The sequence below is a fragment of the Pedobacter sp. genome, assembly GCF_045627485.1.
In the GTDB taxonomy this organism is placed as follows: domain Bacteria; phylum Bacteroidota; class Bacteroidia; order Sphingobacteriales; family Sphingobacteriaceae; genus Pedobacter.
Genome location: NZ_JAZQNU010000088.1, coordinates 19,375 through 36,327, shown reverse-complemented (window position 1 = coordinate 36,327; position 16,953 = coordinate 19,375). Strand labels below are relative to the sequence as shown.

At 39.8% G+C, this 16,953-nt stretch carries 18 protein-coding genes and 1 tRNA gene; 10 read left to right on the top strand and 9 right to left on the bottom strand.

Annotated features, from left to right (window positions below):
• The coding region (locus tag ACR2F3_RS06630) for an alanine/glycine:cation symporter family protein (RefSeq protein ID WP_432709194.1) at positions 1 to 944 on the bottom strand (944 nt) is incomplete at its 3' end.
• A gap of 250 nt (positions 945 to 1,194) precedes the next feature.
• Between ACR2F3_RS06630 and ACR2F3_RS06625 the strand changes: the two genes are divergently transcribed.
• On the top strand, positions 1,195 to 1,764 hold the full coding sequence (locus tag ACR2F3_RS06625) for a DUF4256 domain-containing protein (protein WP_432709193.1): 570 nt from the start codon (positions 1,195 to 1,197) through the stop codon (positions 1,762 to 1,764).
• A gap of 245 nt (positions 1,765 to 2,009) precedes the next feature.
• Here the strand turns inward: ACR2F3_RS06625 and ACR2F3_RS06620 are convergent, their stop codons facing one another.
• From ACR2F3_RS06620 to ACR2F3_RS06610, 3 genes are all read right to left on the bottom strand, one after another.
• Positions 2,010 to 2,354 (bottom strand): hypothetical protein, encoded by a 345-nt coding sequence (locus ACR2F3_RS06620; protein ID WP_432709192.1) that lies wholly within the window; start codon positions 2,352 to 2,354, stop codon positions 2,010 to 2,012.
• A gap of 17 nt (positions 2,355 to 2,371) precedes the next feature.
• Positions 2,372 to 2,626 (bottom strand): sigma factor-like helix-turn-helix DNA-binding protein, encoded by a 255-nt coding sequence (locus ACR2F3_RS06615; protein ID WP_432709191.1) that lies wholly within the window; start codon positions 2,624 to 2,626, stop codon positions 2,372 to 2,374.
• Between the two features lie 66 nt (positions 2,627 to 2,692).
• Entirely contained in the window at positions 2,693 to 2,941 is a 249-nt protein-coding gene (locus tag ACR2F3_RS06610; RefSeq protein ID WP_432709190.1) for an RNA polymerase sigma factor, read from the bottom strand.
• A 152-nt stretch (positions 2,942 to 3,093) separates the two neighbouring features.
• Here ACR2F3_RS06610 and ACR2F3_RS06605 point away from each other — a divergent pair, with 152 nt between their 5' ends.
• Entirely contained in the window at positions 3,094 to 3,723 is a 630-nt protein-coding gene (locus tag ACR2F3_RS06605; protein WP_432709189.1) for a hypothetical protein, read from the top strand.
• Between the two features lie 31 nt (positions 3,724 to 3,754).
• Here ACR2F3_RS06605 and ACR2F3_RS06600 read toward each other — a convergent pair whose 3' ends face one another.
• Together ACR2F3_RS06600 and ACR2F3_RS06595 are read right to left on the bottom strand one after the other, a co-directional pair.
• On the bottom strand, positions 3,755 to 5,650 hold the full coding sequence (locus tag ACR2F3_RS06600) for a sialate O-acetylesterase (protein WP_432709188.1): 1,896 nt from the start codon (positions 5,648 to 5,650) through the stop codon (positions 3,755 to 3,757).
• Between the two features lie 120 nt (positions 5,651 to 5,770).
• Entirely contained in the window at positions 5,771 to 6,976 is a 1,206-nt protein-coding gene (locus tag ACR2F3_RS06595) for an MFS transporter (protein ID WP_432709187.1), read from the bottom strand.
• 78 nt (positions 6,977 to 7,054) lie between these two features.
• Between ACR2F3_RS06595 and ACR2F3_RS06590 the strand changes: the two genes are divergently transcribed.
• Complete coding sequence (locus ACR2F3_RS06590) at positions 7,055 to 7,624, top strand: DUF1579 family protein (RefSeq protein ID WP_432709186.1); 570 nt, start codon at positions 7,055 to 7,057, stop codon at positions 7,622 to 7,624.
• Between the two features lie 6 nt (positions 7,625 to 7,630).
• On the opposite strand, the gene ACR2F3_RS06585 is transcribed toward ACR2F3_RS06590, so the two are convergent.
• Complete coding sequence (locus ACR2F3_RS06585) at positions 7,631 to 8,716, bottom strand: acyltransferase family protein (protein ID WP_432709185.1); 1,086 nt, start codon at positions 8,714 to 8,716, stop codon at positions 7,631 to 7,633.
• Between the two features lie 161 nt (positions 8,717 to 8,877).
• Between ACR2F3_RS06585 and ACR2F3_RS06580 the strand changes: the two genes are divergently transcribed.
• Positions 8,878 to 9,354, top strand: a complete 477-nt coding sequence (locus ACR2F3_RS06580; protein ID WP_432709184.1) for a DinB family protein — start codon at positions 8,878 to 8,880, stop codon at positions 9,352 to 9,354.
• Positions 9,355 to 9,400: 46 nt separating this feature from the next.
• On the opposite strand, the gene ACR2F3_RS06575 is transcribed toward ACR2F3_RS06580, so the two are convergent.
• Positions 9,401 to 10,369 carry a helix-turn-helix transcriptional regulator gene (locus ACR2F3_RS06575; RefSeq protein WP_432709183.1) on the bottom strand — a complete coding sequence of 323 codons (969 nt, stop codon included), beginning with the start codon at positions 10,367 to 10,369 and terminating at the stop codon, positions 9,401 to 9,403.
• Positions 10,370 to 10,478: 109 nt separating this feature from the next.
• On the opposite strand from ACR2F3_RS06575, the gene ACR2F3_RS06570 reads away from it, so the two are divergent.
• The 6 genes from ACR2F3_RS06570 (at position 10,479) to ACR2F3_RS06545 (ending at position 15,504) form a co-directional block, all read left to right on the top strand.
• Entirely contained in the window at positions 10,479 to 11,591 is a 1,113-nt protein-coding gene (locus tag ACR2F3_RS06570) for a DNA alkylation repair protein (protein ID WP_432709182.1), read from the top strand.
• 24 nt (positions 11,592 to 11,615) lie between these two features.
• The gene (locus tag ACR2F3_RS06565) at positions 11,616 to 12,155 is read left to right on the top strand and encodes an OmpA family protein (protein ID WP_432709181.1); all 540 of its coding nucleotides are present in this window, start codon (positions 11,616 to 11,618) and stop codon (positions 12,153 to 12,155) included.
• 46 nt (positions 12,156 to 12,201) lie between these two features.
• Complete coding sequence (gene xth, locus ACR2F3_RS06560) at positions 12,202 to 12,975, top strand: exodeoxyribonuclease III (protein WP_432709180.1); 774 nt, start codon at positions 12,202 to 12,204, stop codon at positions 12,973 to 12,975.
• A gap of 86 nt (positions 12,976 to 13,061) precedes the next feature.
• Positions 13,062 to 14,258, top strand: a complete 1,197-nt coding sequence (locus ACR2F3_RS06555; RefSeq protein WP_432709179.1) for a multidrug effflux MFS transporter — start codon at positions 13,062 to 13,064, stop codon at positions 14,256 to 14,258.
• Between the two features lie 134 nt (positions 14,259 to 14,392).
• Positions 14,393 to 14,465, top strand: a tRNA-Lys gene (locus ACR2F3_RS06550).
• A gap of 205 nt (positions 14,466 to 14,670) precedes the next feature.
• A complete protein-coding gene (locus ACR2F3_RS06545) occupies positions 14,671 to 15,504 on the top strand; it encodes a universal stress protein (RefSeq protein ID WP_432709178.1) in 834 nt (277 codons plus the stop codon).
• A gap of 8 nt (positions 15,505 to 15,512) precedes the next feature.
• Here the strand turns inward: ACR2F3_RS06545 and ACR2F3_RS06540 are convergent, their stop codons facing one another.
• Positions 15,513 to 16,556 carry a response regulator gene (locus ACR2F3_RS06540; protein WP_432709177.1) on the bottom strand — a complete coding sequence of 348 codons (1,044 nt, stop codon included), beginning with the start codon at positions 16,554 to 16,556 and terminating at the stop codon, positions 15,513 to 15,515.
• Between the last annotated feature and the right edge of the window lie 397 nt (positions 16,557 to 16,953).

Here is a 16,953-nt window from a genome sequence, read left to right as displayed (position 1 = left end):
CCTGTAAAGAGAATCATGAACGCGGTAGCTGTGCAAACGAATAGCGTATCTACATACACTGAAAATGCCTGAACTAATCCTTGTTTAGCAGGGTGAGTTACTTCTGCTGCGGCAGCGGCATGTGGAGCAGTACCCTGCCCTGCTTCGTTCGAATAGATCCCTCTTTTTACACCCCATGCTACGGCCATACCAAATACCCCTGCAAAAGCAGGTTCTAAGTCAAAGGCAGATCTGATGATAAGCGAAAAAACTGATGGAATTTGCGAGAAATTAAGGACCATGATGATAAGGGCCATCAGAATATAAGCACCTGCCATGAAAGGCACAACAATTTCCGCTACTTTACCGATTCGTTTAACCCCTCCAAAGATGATCATGGCAAGTAAAACTACAACACCTACGCCTGTATAAGCCACCGGCACATTAAATGCATTCTGCATGCTAAGCGCAATGCTATTACTTTGCACACCCGGAAGAAACAATGCTGTACTTATCACGGTAGCAACAGCAAATAATATGGCATACCATTTAATGCCAAGTCCTTTTTCAATGTAGAAAGCCGGACCTCCGCGATATTGCCCATTGTTTACCTGTTTGTAAACCTGGCCCAGGGTTGCTTCAATAAACGCAGATGCACTTCCTAAAAACGCAATAAGCCACATCCAAAATACTGCACCCGGACCGCCCATAGCTATCGCTGTAGCTACTCCGGCGATGTTTCCTGTTCCTATACGACCTGATATGGCAATGGCGAAAGCCTGGAAAGAACTTACTCCCTTAGCGGAGCTTTTTCCATCAAATAACAAACGAATCATTTCTTTAAGGTAGCGCACCTGTACAAACCTGGTGATGATGGAGAAGTAAATTCCAGCTCCCATACAAAGGAATATTAAAGCATCACTCCATATTAAATTATTGATTGCATTTATCGTGTTCTCTATCATATTCTATTAAAAGTCGCTAAAGTAAAGGAATTTGAATAAAATACAACCTTATGTATTAACGTTTTTATGAACTTTCCTGTGACAAAGGACATTTATTGAGTTTGGGAATACTCTTTACCAGCATTTTAGCTTTTAATTAGCATAATTGATTAATATCCATAAGTTTTTGTTATTATTCTTAGTTGTAACTTGTTTTGATTCAAACCATAAGGTAAAAATTGTGAAAAATATGGTTTATATTTAGAATTATATGAAGCATAATAAATACACTAAGCTGGCGCAAGCCCAAAAGGAAGAATTGCTAGACATCTTAAAAACACGTTTTGAGAAAAACAAAAACAGACATCCAGATATTGAATGGCAAGATGTAGAGGAGAGGCTAGCGCCTAGCCCGGAAATATTGTGGTCACTATATGAAATGGAAAGAACTGGTGGTGAGCCTGATGTTGCCGGTTATGATAAAGTAACTGGTGAATACCACTTTTTTGATTTCTCTGCGGAAAGTCCAGCAGGCCGCCGAAGTGTTTGTTATGACCGGGAAGGATTGGATTCGAGGAAAGAAAACAGGCCGGCAAACAGTGCAATGAACATGGCAAATGAAATGGGCATTGAGGTATTAAACGAAGATCAATACCGGCAGCTGCAGCGTTTAGGAAAATTCGACAGAAAAACCTCAAGCTGGTTACAAACCCCGGACGCTATTCGCAAACATGGAGGTGCAATTTTCGGAGATTTTCGGTATGAACATGTATTTATTTATCATAACGGTGCACAATCGTATTATGCAGCCAGGGGCTTCCGTGGGGTCTTAAAAGTTTGATGTTTGATAGTTAAAAGATTCCATTGTTTCACAGTGATAACCTTCGCGTTGCAATAACTGACATACTATATGAGGCTGTAAGTCTGTGCTGATTAACCTCAAAATCTTGTCGCTATCTTCCAGATCGAAATTACATTCGGAAGTAGATGGTAATCCGTTTAACAGCAGCTGCATGCTAAGACTCTGTTCATAAGTTGCAACACTTGTTTTAAATACAGTAAGGTACATATTTCTATATTTTAGGGTTAGCTATTTTGCGGATTATTGTGTTTCGTCCATCCGCACATTTTTTGCTTCATTTCATCTTTAAATTGTTGCCTTTCCTCCGGTGTCATCTGTTTACACCGCTCCAACATCTTGCGTTTTCCCCATGATGCACCTCCACCATGTCTGCCAAACCCAAAAAGGATTTTACATAAGACAAAGATGCCCATTGCTTGCCAAAACGTAATCGGATTAACACTCAGTGTATTAGGTAAAATATTATTCCACAATAACATCACAACATAACTGATAAGAGCAAGTAATGCGGCCACGCCGAGGGGAATAAGAATAAATTTTCTTCGGTTTCTATTGAATGTTGATTTCATTTGATGGTGTGTTTTTGTTAATATTCTCTAATCTCTGTGTACAATTGCTTTAATCGCTTTCGAAGGTGTTGTACCGCATAACGCTTTCTGGATACCAGGGTATTAAACTTAATCCCTGTTTTTTCGGATATTTCGTCAAATGACAAGTCTTCCAATTCCTGCCAAACAAACACCTGTTTTTGTTCGATTGGTAACTCATCCAGCGCCAGGAAGAGCTGTTCCCAAAAAAGATTGCGCAGGTAAGCCGTTTCCGGAGTAGTCACCTCAATCATCAGAATACTGATCAGGTCGGGTGCTTCATCACTAACTTCTTCTTTATAAATGTCATCTAAAAGACGCTATCTGTGTTTTTTATGTTTATCAAGAATCTTATTTTTGGCTACGCGGTATAACCATGCACTGGTTTGCTCAATGGGTTGCGCATTGATCACATTGCTTAACTGGTACCAGACATCCTGCAAAATATCTTCTGCGTCTGCCTCACTATTAACCTGCTTTCTAATAAAGCCCATCAAACTCTTGCCATATGCTTTAATGGTTTCAACAATGTAGCTGTTATGGTCTTTTGGCATGAACGCGGCTTTCAAAATAGGTATGTTTATACTATGAAGACGATTGAGATTTAAAAAAAATCTAATTTATTTATTAATCTTTCAGGTTTATTTTAAAAACATAATTTATTAGGCATTATTTAGAACATTTAATTCCATTATTCCGTTTTTAATCAAATAATTAGCAGATGATTAAACGTAAAGCTGTAACAGCATTATTAATGTATTTCACAATCGTTTTTGCAGCTTGCACTAACAAGGATATAAAAACAAACAAAGATCTCCAGCAGGAGAAGGGAAACACAGCAGCTGTAGAAAAAGATAGTCTGATACCTGAGACTGTACAAAATGACGCAGATTTTGCTATAATAACAGGTTACGCCGCGGGAAAAATAAAAATAGATGAAAATTCAGAGGATGTAATTAAAATGTTAGGCAAGCCCGACTCAAGTGATGCAGCTATGCAAAAAATGGTTGCCTTCTGGTTTGATAATCAAGATGATACCAGGTATTCGATAGCTATTTTTGCTGCCCGAAGTACTGAAGATCAGGAACCTCCTAAGGTGAGGCAAATTAGAGTAACTTCTCCAGCGTATAAAACAAAAACTGGAATTGGCGTTAATTCAACTTTGACCAATATCAGATCAGCTTTTGATGTACAGGAAGTTAAATTTCCTCTAAATGCCAATCAGGTTCTACATATCTGGATTGATAAGGAAGGAATAGCTTTTGAAATTGGTAAAGACCAACGGTGTAATGCTGTTATTATTTATAAAAAGGGGGATGATCCGTCGTCAACCTATTTACCACTCCGATAACGGGAATGGTAAATAAATTAATGAGCAAACATTAGTTGCCTGTGCGAAATGGAACGGCTGGTAAACCATCAAGATTAATGAGGTTACAGTCTGGGTTATCTGCCCAGGCATACCGGATGGCAACTGGTGATTTAACTTCATTGGCCGAAAGCACCACCGTATTTCCCTCAATGACACCGTTGGCCCAATAAAACTTCATATCACTTCCAGCGAGGGCAAATCCTTTCAATGGACCTTTGTCGCTGGTGGTCAATCCTTTTCCTGTTTCTTGGAAACTGACCCTGATCTTTTCACCTTCTATTTTATGGTTGTTGTACATAGGGCCAGATGCCTGAACTTTCTTTTTATAAACCTGACGCTTGGCGATTAATGCAAGTCTTCTGCCTACTTCCTGTTTGTTTTTAGGATGGATATCACCGGCTTCACCGATATCAATGGCGGTGGCCATGCCCGTATGGGGCTGCTTTAAAGTGAGGGTTTGTGCTTCACGAAGCTGGGCCCAGTCACTTTCGGTAGGTTGATCGTGCCGTTTCATATAATTGGCTAGCTGCACGTATAAAAAAGGTAAATTTTCTTTTTTCCACCTAGCGCGCCAATCAGCGATTAACATTGGAAAGGTAGTACGGTAGTCTAATGCAGCACCTGCATTATTTTCTCCCTGGTACCAAATAAACCCTTTGATGCCGTATGGAACAACTGGGTTAATCATCCCATTATATAAAAAAGCAGGGTGTTGGTAATAGTTTCTGATTATCGGTAATGCAGGCTCCAGATCTTTATTATATTTCCAGGCCCCTGACAGCGTAATTTTGGCATCTCCATCGGTGATAAAAAGCTGATCTGCAGGAGAATTAAAGCCACCACCTTGCCACATAAAAGCCATGCGCACCGCAATAACATTTTCGCCCTGTTTTATCAGCTTTGCAGGTATGTTATATTGATGCGTGGGGTTTGCGTTCCAGATGTTTTTAGCAATCAGCTCGCCATTGAAGTATAATGAATAATTCATTTCCGGATGCCCTAGATCTATCTTTAGCATTTTTTCGGCCATGGAAGATGGAATATTTACTGTTTTGCGAAGCCACATCATACCTTGAAAACCCGGTAGATTCATGTTCTTAAGCGTCGTTGGCATATTTACCTGTTGCCAGGAGCCGTCGTTATAGTCACCTTTAGAAACGACAAGGTCAGTTTGACGTTGAGGCTTGTACACAATTTCCCAGAAGCGAACCATATCCAGGCTGTCCTGAATAAAATGTTTTGAGGTAATGGTATCATTTTGTAGTACTTTTTCCCTTGTTATGGAGGAGGTAAGCAGTTTGTCTTTGCTGGTCCATGATTCCACTGGAGTACCACCCCATGTAGATTGCAGGATACCTATTGGTACATTTAATTCGGCATGCAGGTCACGGGCAAAAAAATAGGCAACGGCTGACGCATTTTTGACGCCGGTAGTGTCCATTGTTACCCAGGAACCCACAGTTAGGCTGTCCTGTGGTTTTGCCTGTACGTTGTGCGGAACATTAAAGAAACGAATGGCGGGATAATTCGCATTTTTGATTTCCTCCGGTGCGTTTGCAGACTGTCGTACCTCCCATTCCATGTTCGACTGCCCGGAGGCCAACCAAACATCGCCAAGTAATATATTTTTGAAATCGAATGTAGGTTGTACGTTGTCTCCTTCAAAAACAGACATTGTATGTGGTCCTCCTGCTTTCATAGCTGGCAGATTTAATCGCCACTTACCATTTACATCTGCAACTGTTTTGGCACGTTTGCCATTTAACACCACAACCACCTGGCTTTCTGGCGTCGCTGTTCCCCAAACCGGGATAGCGGCATCTCGTTGCAGAATCATGTTGTCGCTAAATAGATTCGGCAAACGTACTTGAGCATTCAACAGCGATGCTGATGCCAGCAGTAACATTACAAGTGCGTTTATTATAAAATATTTTCTCATGTCTTTGGCTATTATAAAGTTAAATATAGTTAAAGAAATAAGATTTCTAATAAGACAATCTTTTACAATAAATAAATATTAATTTAATTACCGCTTGCTTTCGATATTTGGTAAAAACCCAGTGAGCAACCCAATCAATGGTAGAAACGAACAAACATGAAATACGTAGGTAATGCTTGTACTATCCGCAAGTTTACCTAACAGCGCTGAGCCTATTCCGCCCATACCGAAAGCAAAACCAAAAAACAGACCTGACACCAGGCCTACTTTACCAGGAATTAGTTCTTGAGCATAAACAAGGATAGCTGAAAAGGCTGACGCTAATATTATACCGATGGGTACAATTAGGACGCCTGTCCAGAATAGATTGGCATAGGGTAAGAGTAAAGCAAATGGTGCAGTACCGAGAATGGAAAACCAGATTACGTACTTACGGCCAATTTTATCGCCTACCGGGCCTCCAATTAACGTTCCTGCTGCTACTGAAACTAGAAATATAAACAGATATACCTGTGAGGTTTGTACAGATACATTAAACTTGTCAATCAAATAAAATGTAAAATAGCTGGTTAAGCTAGCCATGTAGAAGTACTTTGAAAATATTAAGATTAATAAAATGGCTACTGCAAAAACAACTTTCTTTTTAGAAAAAGTATAGGTAAGTACAGCAATTTTAGACTTGCCTTTAGCCCTGAGCGCTGTAATATGCCCCCTATACCAACTTCCTACTTTGCTCAACACAATGATGGCCACCATGGCGATGATAGAAAACCAGATAACGCTGGATTGTCCATAGGGTACTATAATCCATGCTGCTAACAATGGCCCGAGCGAGCTGCCAAAGTTACCACCCAGCTGGAAGATGGATTGTGCTAGTCCACGTCTGCCACCCGAAGCAGCATGGGCCATTCTGGATGCTTCAGGGTGGAATATGGAAGAGCCTGTACCTACCAAACCTACGGAAAGCAAGATCATATAAAAGCTTGATGCTAGTGACAATGAAATTAAACCAACCAAGGTAAACGTCATGCCTACGGCTAAGGAGTATGGCTGCGGTTTTTTGTCAGTATATAATCCTACAAAGGGCTGGAATAAGGAAGCAGCCATTTGAAAAGTCAAAGTAATCAGTCCGATTTGTGTAAAAGTGAGCTTATAAGCATCCTTTATTACCGGGTATATAGCAGGAATGAGGGACTGTATGGTGTCGTTTAAAAGGTGTGAAAAGCTGATTGCAAAAAGAATTGGAAATACAGTTTTTTCAGCTAAACTTTCGGTAGTGGATGCGGTATTCATTGATGATACTGACGTTTTAGAACATTGTACCGCAAATATAAGCATCTGAAGATAAATAATTTTTGCTTAAATTACCTTATGAAAACAATACTCTTGTCTATTCTTGCAACGCTCAGTTTTAATACGGTTCAAGCCCAGCAGACAGACCCATGGGTAGCTTACATGACTCCAAACGAAGTTCACCGCATGCTAAGTGAATATACCGGGAATTTCGACGTGGAGATTTCCATGTGGGCTACTGAGGGAAAAGCACCTGTAAAAGTTAAAGTAGCGGCTAATAACCAAATGATTCTGGGCGGGCGTTTTCTTGAAGTTAGACAAAGCGGCATCATGATGGACATGGACTACCAATCAATTACCATCCTGGGTTATAACACCAGTGGAAAAAAAATGGACCTCACCTCCGTTACCAATATGGGAACAGGTATTTTATTTCTATCCGGCGCCTGGAATCCAAGTACTAAAATAGCTACCTTATCTGGACAAATGAATAGTCCGGATGGCGGAAAGACAATCAGGATCATACAGGTACTGCGTTTCATCGATAAAAATACGTTAGTTATCCAAAATATCGACCAGGCTGATGGTCAGAAACCGCGAAAAACCATTGAATACAAAATGACGCGTGCACCAGCGGAAACGAAGTAATCAACGCTAACCTATCTTTTTTCTTTTCGAGTTAAGATACCTCCGCACAGGAATATCAAATGCTACCATAGCCACATAAGCCACACCAATTAGAAGGATCATGCCTGTAATGATAATCAAAACAAGCTGTGCTGTTGTTGGCTGCACTGCAGTATAATAGTTTAGAAACATAAAGATCACCGAGTAATGGGTCATGTATAACGGGTAAGAGATATCTCCGGAAAACTTGCACAATTTTTTTAAGCCCTCAGAAACCCTGGCCCCTGCCCCTAACATAATTATTAAAGGAAAATATAACAGTACTACGGCGAGTTGAGCTTGCCAACCCCAACTGAAAGGCATCAAAAAAGCAAATAACAACAACGTTGATAAACCCAGGAAACCAATTTTAGACTTAATGATGAGGTTAAAGCGAAAAATTAACATGCCGGCTAAAAAGGAATAAGCTATCCTTGCACCGCCATGCCAGAAGGTGGACCCTCCCCAGCCACCCAATAAAGAACCTGAGCTGAAGGCTACGTAGCAAAGTGACCCTGCAGCCAGGACCGCTAGTGCTAATAAGATGTTACGAGTTAGCTTAACCAGGATCAATGCGTAGGCAATATTTGCTACATATTCCCAAAACAACGACCATGCCGGTGCATTTAATCCAAAAAGGTTAAAGAAACGATCTTCCATGATTGGAAGAGGGATAAGAAAAATAGAACTTAAAAAAATCAAGAATATCCTTCCCGCACTATAGGTGTGGGCACTCCCGCCAAAGGGATCAAATAAAAAGGCCAGCAAACCTAATACAGTGCCTAATATCACTAAAGGATGTAGGCGAATAATCCTGGACTTGAAAAATTCGACCAACCCCATCTTCTCAATCCGGTCGTCATAGGCATAGGCAATCACAAAGCCAGATAAACAGAAAAAAAAGTCAACCGCTAAAAATCCGTGGCCAATAAAATTATTGATGGCATCTGGATAAGCAACCTCCATAAAATGAAAACAAACGATGGCCAACGCTGCAACTCCACGGAGCCCGTCAAGTAATTCAAAATGATGTTTCGATTGCAGTATTTCTGGGCTAATGGTTTTGATAGTCAATTGGGCGGAAATTTAGAAAATGTATAAAATTGTAGTTACTTGAGGGGCAAGATTACAGATTAATACATAAAGTTCAAAAATAAAATTTTGTAAAATCTACTGACAGACTGTTGTCACCTACGCACTTTACTTTTGATTTATAAACCATAAAATTTAAAATTATGAACACAATCGCAGAAGTAATTAGTCCGGAAAAACTATTGAGCCACTGGCAAGGACACCGCAATTTAACCAGAAGAGTAATTGAAGCATTTCCAGAAAAAGACTTCTTTGAGTTCTCCATCGGTGGGATGAGAACATTTTCAGCCCTGACCTCTGAAATTCTGGCAATGGGTGCGCCTGCTATGAAAGGAATAGTTGAGAAACAGGAAACACCTTTTCAGGAAGATAGTGAGCACCTAACCACTAAGGCAGCGTATTTAGAGAAATGGGATAAGGCTACAGAACAAATCAATTATTACTGGAATCAATTGAAAGTGGAAGATTTCCAGGAAACCTTTAATTTATTCGGCTATTATAACTTCCCGGTAATCGAGAATATCCTTTACCTGATTGATAATGAGATTCATCATCGTGGGCAAGGCTATGTGTATTTAAGGGCGTTAGGCATTGAACCTCCACATTTTTGGGAAAGGTAAATAGCATTGTTGAAATTATGCAAACCACTAGTGTGATTAATTTCCGCTAATGGTTTGCATTTATCCGACAACGTACTTTATCCATTATCTCGAGTACCCTGTTTTTTAATTGCTCAGGGGTAATAATAGACGCGTAATCGCCAAACATTAAATACCACCGCGCGAATCCTTCGTTTATATCCCTTGCTAAAAATGTCATTTCCAACTTGTCTCCTACTGATTTTTCGGTAATGAATCCATGGTACTTCATTTCATACTCCAGGTGTTTTCTTATTTTTTTATCAACCAGGATAACAACTTCCGTGGTTAGGCAGGCACTTTCATCTCGCTGGAGGTAAGTTTGGAGTGGCTGATGAATTAAGGTAAATGCGTTTTCCGTTAGGTTGATCTGACAGATCCTATCTGTCCTAAATTGTCGGTAAGCTTGTCGCAAATGACAGTAACCCAAGGCATACCAGTTGTCATGGTCGTGAAAAACCCCTACCGGTTCAATCCTTCTTGCGAGTGCCTCATCAGCATCAGCCGTTTTATAATAAATAATGACTTGCTTTTTCTCTGCAATACTTTTAAATAATAAAGCTAACGCATCGGGCGCTTTTTCATTAAACAAATTGCCACCTGGCTGCATTAACACATTAGTTTCAATGCTGGAGATCCAGTCTTTATCAGCACTTTGAAGAACGGCTTTTAATTTGTAAGTGGCCGAAGCATAATGTTTCCTCAATTCCTGATCCGTAAACTTCTGCATCAGTTTTTCTGCTGCAATGAAACTGCTGGCTTCCTCCCGACTAAACATCACCGGGGGTAACCGATAGCCTTCCATTAAGGAATAACCGATGCCTGCCTCACTATATATAGGAACACCTGATGCTTCCAGCGTACGGATGTCCCGGTAAATGGTACGCAGACTGACCTCGAAACGCCCGGCCAGCTCTTGTGCTTTCACGATTCTTTTTGATTGCAACTGGATAAGAATTGCAACTATTCTATCAAAACGTTTCGGCGTTTCATCCATGGAGATAGTTATTTTCTCAAATATAAGGGTTAATAACAAAAGTGATGACTAACATGGGAAGATTACAACGCCTATTTTGACGTGAATATTGTTTCTTTAGCTTTGCGGTATGTTGAAAAATTTATACAATCAGACTTTCTACGACACGCTGGCTTTAGCACTAAATAAAGTACTTCCGGGCTTCGATCCAGTTAAATTTAATTCGCTCATTTTTAATGAGCATTTCCCACTCATGGAATTAAAGGAAAGAATGCGACACACAACATTAATCCTTCATAAATTTATGCCTGCACAATTCTCGGATGCCGCCTCCGTGATTTATGAGCTTATTAATGAGCTACGCTTAATGGGCTGTGGGGAGGACGAGCTTGCGTTTATCTTTTTGCCAGATTACCTGGAATGTTATGGGATCGATGATGTAGCAAATGCTGTACCTGCACTGGAGTTTGTAACCCAATTTGTTAGTTGTGAATTTGCTGTCCGTCCATTCCTCTTAAAATATTTCGACTTAATGATGGCGCAAATGAAAGATTGGTCCAGGCACGATAGCGCGAAAGTAAGGCGTTTGGCTAGCGAAGGCTGCAGGCCACGTTTACCCTGGGCTATGGCTATTCCAATGTTAAAAAAAGACCCATCATTAATACTTCCCATCCTGGAGAATTTAAGAAACGACTCTTCGGAATCGGTGAGAAGAAGTGTGGCTAACAACATGAACGACATTTCAAAAGATAACCCGGAAGTGGTGCTTCGCCTGGCAAAAGCATGGATGGGCTTAAGCAAAAATACAGATGCTGTGATTAAACATGGTTGCAGAACCCTTTTAAAACGAGGCCACGCAGAAATATTGAAATACTATGGTTTGGATACACATGGATTGTTGGTTACTGATTTTAGGGTCATTACCCCCCAGATGATGATGGGCGATGCATTGGCATTTTCATTTTCCATACAAAATGGACATTCAGCTCCAAAACTAATAAGACTGGAATATGGTGTTTATTACCAGAAGGCGAATGGTACCCTTGCTCGTAAGGTATTTAAAATTAGTGAACGAATTTTTAAAGCTGGTGAACGTGTTGCTATTGACCGGAAACAATCTTTCAGGCCCATTACTACCAAGGTGTTTTACCCAGGTGAACATCAATTGTCGCTTATCATTAATGGCGTAGAACAAAAGGACACCATAAAAAGCTTTGAACTGCTTCGTAAACTTTTATCTTAAAGAAATAATTTATAGTTTTAACAGATGAGATATCCAACTTACATGACTAAAAATCTAAGCCTTATATTTGTTGTGATCGCAATGGTCACCGTTTCCTGTAAAACGAAAAAAGCAACAATTCAAACACCTGCTAGACAGACAGAAACCGATAATGAATTAACTAATATCAAAAAGGACTTACCAGAGAACCAGGTGGAAAGAACGGATGAAGGCATTAGGTTTACCTTTAGTTCTGAAATTCTTTTCCCAACCAATTCTTCCTATTTAAATGCGAGCTCGACCAAAAGTATCGCTGATGTTACAAGAGTTATTAAACATCAAGGCGATGACCGTAGAATTTTAGTAGAAGGACATTCTGACAAAACAGGTACACCTGAATACAACCAGTGGTTATCTGAAAAAAGAGCCGTATCAGTGAAGAAATACATGGCTAGCCTGGGCCTGGATTCTAACCGAATCAGTACTATTGGCGCCGGCGATACGAAACCAATAGCTGATAACAAAACAAAAGAAGGTCGAATGATTAACCGCAGGGTTGAAGTGACCATCCTTAAAGCAAACTAACCTACTGTACCTGCAAGCGTACCTGAATTATTAAACAACAATACAGATGAAAATAGCCACGTACAATGTTAATGGAATTAACGGGCGTCTGCCGGTGTTACTACGATGGCTAGCGCAAACTCAGCCTGATGTAGTGTGTTTACAGGAGTTAAAAGCGCCACAGGATAAATTTCCACTTCAAGCGATTTATGACGCTGGATACCATGCAATATGGCATGGGCAAAAAAATTGGAATGGTGTAGCGATTCTTTCTCGCTATGGCGAAATACAGGAACTGCGCCGAGGTTTGCCGCAGGATCCTGATGACACGCAAAGTAGGTATATTGAAGCCTTTATTAATGGTGTTATTATCGGATGTTTGTATCTACCTAACGGAAACCCTGCACCTGGACCTAAATTTGATTACAAACTACTTTGGCTGGAGCAATTGACCCAACACGCAGCGAAATTGCTGACGGCCAATGTACCTGTAGTGTTAGCTGGTGATTACAATGTGATACCTTCTGAAATGGACGCTTACAAACCGGAACGCTGGGTAAAAGATGCCCTTTTTAGACCGGAAAGCAGGGATGCTTTTAAAAACTTGGTTAACCAGGGCTGGACGGATGCCATACGCAAACTGTACCCAAAAGAAACTATATACACCTTTTGGGACTATTTTAGAAATGCTTATTCTAGAGATGCCGGTTTGCGAATTGATCACTTTTTGCTTAGCCCAAATTTGAGTGATAAACTGCGAGCAGCAGGTGTAGATCGTGACGTGCGAGGCTGGGAAAAATCGAGTGATCATGGGCCTGTTTGGATCGAAATAGCGGTGTAAGTTCAGAGAAGAAATTCATTAAGTTAAAGTTGTAGGTTTTTTTAGAAAAATCTACAACCTTTGAGCCTTCTTATTTGAGGCACTATATGACCACTTCCAAAAATTTCAATTTAATCATGATCCTCGGTGCATTAGCAGCATTAGGGCCATTTTCCATCGACATGTATCTTCCAGGGTTTGACTCTATCGCTGATGATTTAAACACAACTATACCAAAGGTATCCTTATCACTTTCGGGATTTTTTATCGGAATCTCTTTCGGGCAGTTATTATATGGACCGTTATTAGACAAATATGGCCGTAAAAAACCACTGTATTTCGGTCTTGCCCTTTATATAGTTGCCTCTGTAGGCTGTTTAGCGGTTACTAATATTAACCAGCTCATTGTGTTGCGTTTTGTGCAGGCCATTGGCAGTTGTGCCGCTGCGGTAGCATCTATGGCCATGGTCAGGGACTTGTTTCCAATAAAGGAAAGCGCCAAAGTATTTGCCTCCCTGATGCTAGTTATTGCTATTTCGCCTATGTTGGCGCCTACAGCTGGCGGTTATCTGATGACGGCATTTGGCTGGCAATCGGTATTTATGTTTCTTGCAGGCATGGCCCTGCTTATGCTATTGGCAGTAGTTTTCTTTTTGCCTAATAGTTTCCGGCCGGATCCAGAGTATTCTTTGAAGCCTGAGGCCATGATTATAAAATTCAAAAGTGTACTTGTTGTCCCTCAGTTTTATACTTATGCATTAATTACTTCCTTATCAATTTCCGGATTATTTACTTATGTTGCAGCGTCACCAATGGTATTTATGAACCTCTATGGGGTCAGTAAAACCGGTTATGGCTGGATTTTCGCCTTATTATCTGTAGCTTTTATAGGATCAAGCCAGATCAACCGATTAATTTTACGTTGGCATAACAGTAAAACAATTATTACATGGGCATTGACAGCACAAGCTATCATCAGCATGTTATTTTTACTTGCTGCACTGAACAACATGTTATCTTTATACAGCACCATCGCGTTTATTGGATTGTTTTTAAGTTGTCTGGGATTAATTAATCCCAATGCGGCAGCTTTATCTCTAGCACCGTTTTCAAAAGATGCAGGAAGTGCAAGTGCATTGATGGGGGCATTCCAGATGGGACTGGGGGCCATGGCATCATTTGCAGTAAGTTTTTTTCCAGAGACCTCTACCCTTCCAATGCCTTTGATTATGACGGTTGCGGCGGTGATTGCATGGTTTATACTTTATTTGGGCAATAAAACGGTGTCTGAGCAGGCATTTTAAATTTTAGGCTTAAAAATTTTAGCGCTCTTTATCAGGCTTTTGAAATATATTCTAAATTATTTATTTGATTTAACGCTCACAATGCTGGTTTTTTAAGATTAAAATCTATCTTTGCATCACTTTAAAAAGGAGTTGATTCCGTAGCTCAGCTGGTAGAGCATTACACTTTTAATGTAGTGGTCCTGGGTTCGAATCCCAGCGGGATCACAAAAATGGGTTAAGTCTAATGACTTTCCCATTTTTTTTTGCGTATCAAGTACATTTTCACCTCTATTACCTCACTGTCTTTGATACCTTGAAATTCAGACGACGTGACCCTCATCACAAAGGTATTTGACAGCCATCACCCACCAAAACAATAAAAATTCAGAGTTTTACATGAGTTAATCTGCAAAAGTTAATGCTACTTCTGATGAAAAAAATACTTGTAACAACCGATCTTTCTAATAATTCAAAATCAGCATTGCGTTTCGCCATTCAACTTGCTTCCCAGAATGGCTATGATCTTACATTTTTCCATGTTTATCATATTCCAAGACCAACAAGTTGGAGTGACGCCAATTTTCGTGCTTTTGAAGAAAGTGAATCATTAGAAGTTGTTAAACAATTGAATAAGTTTGTGAATAATCTTTATAAAAACCTAGAACTCACACATGAAACTCGACACTGTGTGGCGAAAAATGGCACTTCAGTAGATAGCGTAATCATGGATTATGCCAATGACCATAACTATAGCTTCATATGTATAAGCAGAAAAGGACATGGAAAGACAGCCAGATTATTTGGATCGAACATTTCCAGCCTGATTAAAAAGTCTAAAGTGCCTGTTATAGCAGTTCCTGACAACTACAGAAGAACAAAGATCTCAACAATTACATACCTCTCGGATTTGATGAATTTGGATAAAGAGCTAAAAAAAATAAACACCTTCACAGAGCCATTAGATGTAAGCGTAGAGATGCTGCACTTTAAAATTCCATTAGAGGACATCATTACACCTCATGAGCGTAACTCTATTGATGAAAAACTGGCTAAATTTGGCGTAAATGCTCATTACGAGGAATTGGATTATGAAAAAACACTGATTGAGAACATACGCAAAGTAATTGGACGTACGAAACCATCAATGATAATCATGTTCACTGACCAAAAAAGAACACTATTCAAAAAGATATTCCTTTCGAGCATTTCAGCAGAATTTTCGTCAATGGTAAAACGTCCTTTATTAGTTTTTACCAAGGATTGATTTTAGTTTTAATTTTTAATACGCTGGAGTTTGTGAGGTTCGAGGATGATAATTCCGCCTGCGATACGGTCAATCAACCCCTCTTCTTTAAAATCACTAATCACCCGACTCACTGTCTCTGTGGCCATACCAGCCAAGGCAGCCAGGTTGTCTCTTGAAAATTGAAGCGTTTTGTTCTGCCTGTTTTTGTTATGCAATCTAACAAGGAGTTCAGCCATTCTTTTTCGTACAGAATAATAAGCAAGTTGTAGCAGCTGTTCCTGGTTTTGCAGTAGATTACAGGCCAGGATCTTGATGAATCTCTCCGCCACGTCAGAATATTTATAAACCAATTGATCTACAATTTCTTTAGGAAGGGAACATAATGTGCAATCTTCGATTGTCTCGGCTGTTTCCTGATATTCTTTTCCAGCAAGCATGGCCGTGATGCCGAAATACTCTTCAGGACCGTATACTGCGGTCATCAACTCTCTTCCGTCTTCAGCGATTTTTAACGTTTTAACTGTACCTGACAATACCAGGTAGATCGCGTTGGCAGTATCCCCTTCATAATAAACAACCTGTTTTTTCTTCAACGACCTTACTTTGCATTCAGAAAAACATTGTTTAAGTGCATCCAGGCCACTACTGCTAGAAAACAAGGAATTGATCTGGTTATCAGACTGACTAAGAAGCCGTTTCTCGTTTGCACTTTTTTGTAACCTTGATTCTATGATGTGCATTAATTCCATGTCATTGAAAGGTTTGGTAATGTAGGCGTCAGTTTCCATTCCTTCCCGCATATCAGAGAGTTCGGTTTTGGCCGTTATAAAAACAAAAGGTATAAGTGAAGTTTCCTCGCGTTTACTTAACATGTGTAATACGCCGTATCCATCCAATTCCGGCAACATCACGTCGCATAAAATCAAGTCCGGTACATATTTTATTGCAAGTTCAACTCCCTGCCTGCCGTTAGACGCTTGATAGACGATGTAACCTGCCAGCTCAAGAATTTCTGCTGTGCGTTCCCTGATGTCTGTGCTATCTTCAATAATAAGAATAATTGTTGTCATAATTATTGATATGTTAATTTTATTGATTGACATTAAAAGACAAGATTAGATTAGCGCATTCAATTTTTCTACTCTAAAAAAGATCTCATTCTTAACCAAGCCTACATACCTTTTCAGATATTTAAACCAAGAGCTGTGACGGAAATTAGTCGTGTAATAAGTGCGTTGGGAAACGGATGAAAATATTTATAATTTATATTAATGCTATGACCATGCGTGGACATGGATATATTCATATAGAACTCTTCCACTGTACACCGGGGCATCTTTAATTACTATTATCAAAGATAAAAAACTAATCTAGTGAAACAATAAAATTGAATCATAAATGAAGGAGATCTTTCGGTCATTCTTAAGTAGAATGCAGGGAGGTATTGCTTCAAATTTCAGAAAGGCA

What these genes read in the sequence shown, in the direction of transcription:
- ACR2F3_RS06575 (WP_432709183.1), bottom strand. Translation starts at nt 10,369, where the DNA reads ATGGATGAAACGCCGAAACGTTTTGATAGAATAGTTGCAATTCTTATC.
- ACR2F3_RS06565 (WP_432709181.1), top strand. Translation starts at nt 11,616, where the DNA reads ATGAGATATCCAACTTACATGACTAAAAATCTAAGCCTTATATTTGTT.
- xth (WP_432709180.1), top strand. Translation starts at nt 12,202, where the DNA reads ATGAAAATAGCCACGTACAATGTTAATGGAATTAACGGGCGTCTGCCG.
- ACR2F3_RS06570 (WP_432709182.1), top strand. Translation starts at nt 10,479, where the DNA reads ATGTTGAAAAATTTATACAATCAGACTTTCTACGACACGCTGGCTTTA.
- ACR2F3_RS06540 (WP_432709177.1), bottom strand. Translation starts at nt 16,556, where the DNA reads ATGACAACAATTATTCTTATTATTGAAGATAGCACAGACATCAGGGAA.
- ACR2F3_RS06580 (WP_432709184.1), top strand. Translation starts at nt 8,878, where the DNA reads ATGAACACAATCGCAGAAGTAATTAGTCCGGAAAAACTATTGAGCCAC.
- ACR2F3_RS06545 (WP_432709178.1), top strand. Translation starts at nt 14,671, where the DNA reads ATGAAAAAAATACTTGTAACAACCGATCTTTCTAATAATTCAAAATCA.
- ACR2F3_RS06590 (WP_432709186.1), top strand. Translation starts at nt 7,055, where the DNA reads ATGAAAACAATACTCTTGTCTATTCTTGCAACGCTCAGTTTTAATACG.
- ACR2F3_RS06555 (WP_432709179.1), top strand. Translation starts at nt 13,062, where the DNA reads ATGACCACTTCCAAAAATTTCAATTTAATCATGATCCTCGGTGCATTA.
- ACR2F3_RS06620 (WP_432709192.1), bottom strand. Translation starts at nt 2,354, where the DNA reads ATGAAATCAACATTCAATAGAAACCGAAGAAAATTTATTCTTATTCCC.
- ACR2F3_RS06605 (WP_432709189.1), top strand. Translation starts at nt 3,094, where the DNA reads ATGATTAAACGTAAAGCTGTAACAGCATTATTAATGTATTTCACAATC.
- ACR2F3_RS06600 (WP_432709188.1), bottom strand. Translation starts at nt 5,650, where the DNA reads ATGTTACTGCTGGCATCAGCATCGCTGTTGAATGCTCAAGTACGTTTG.
- ACR2F3_RS06615 (WP_432709191.1), bottom strand. Translation starts at nt 2,626, where the DNA reads ATGATTGAGGTGACTACTCCGGAAACGGCTTACCTGCGCAATCTTTTT.
- ACR2F3_RS06595 (WP_432709187.1), bottom strand. Translation starts at nt 6,976, where the DNA reads ATGAATACCGCATCCACTACCGAAAGTTTAGCTGAAAAAACTGTATTT.
- ACR2F3_RS06625 (WP_432709193.1), top strand. Translation starts at nt 1,195, where the DNA reads ATGAAGCATAATAAATACACTAAGCTGGCGCAAGCCCAAAAGGAAGAA.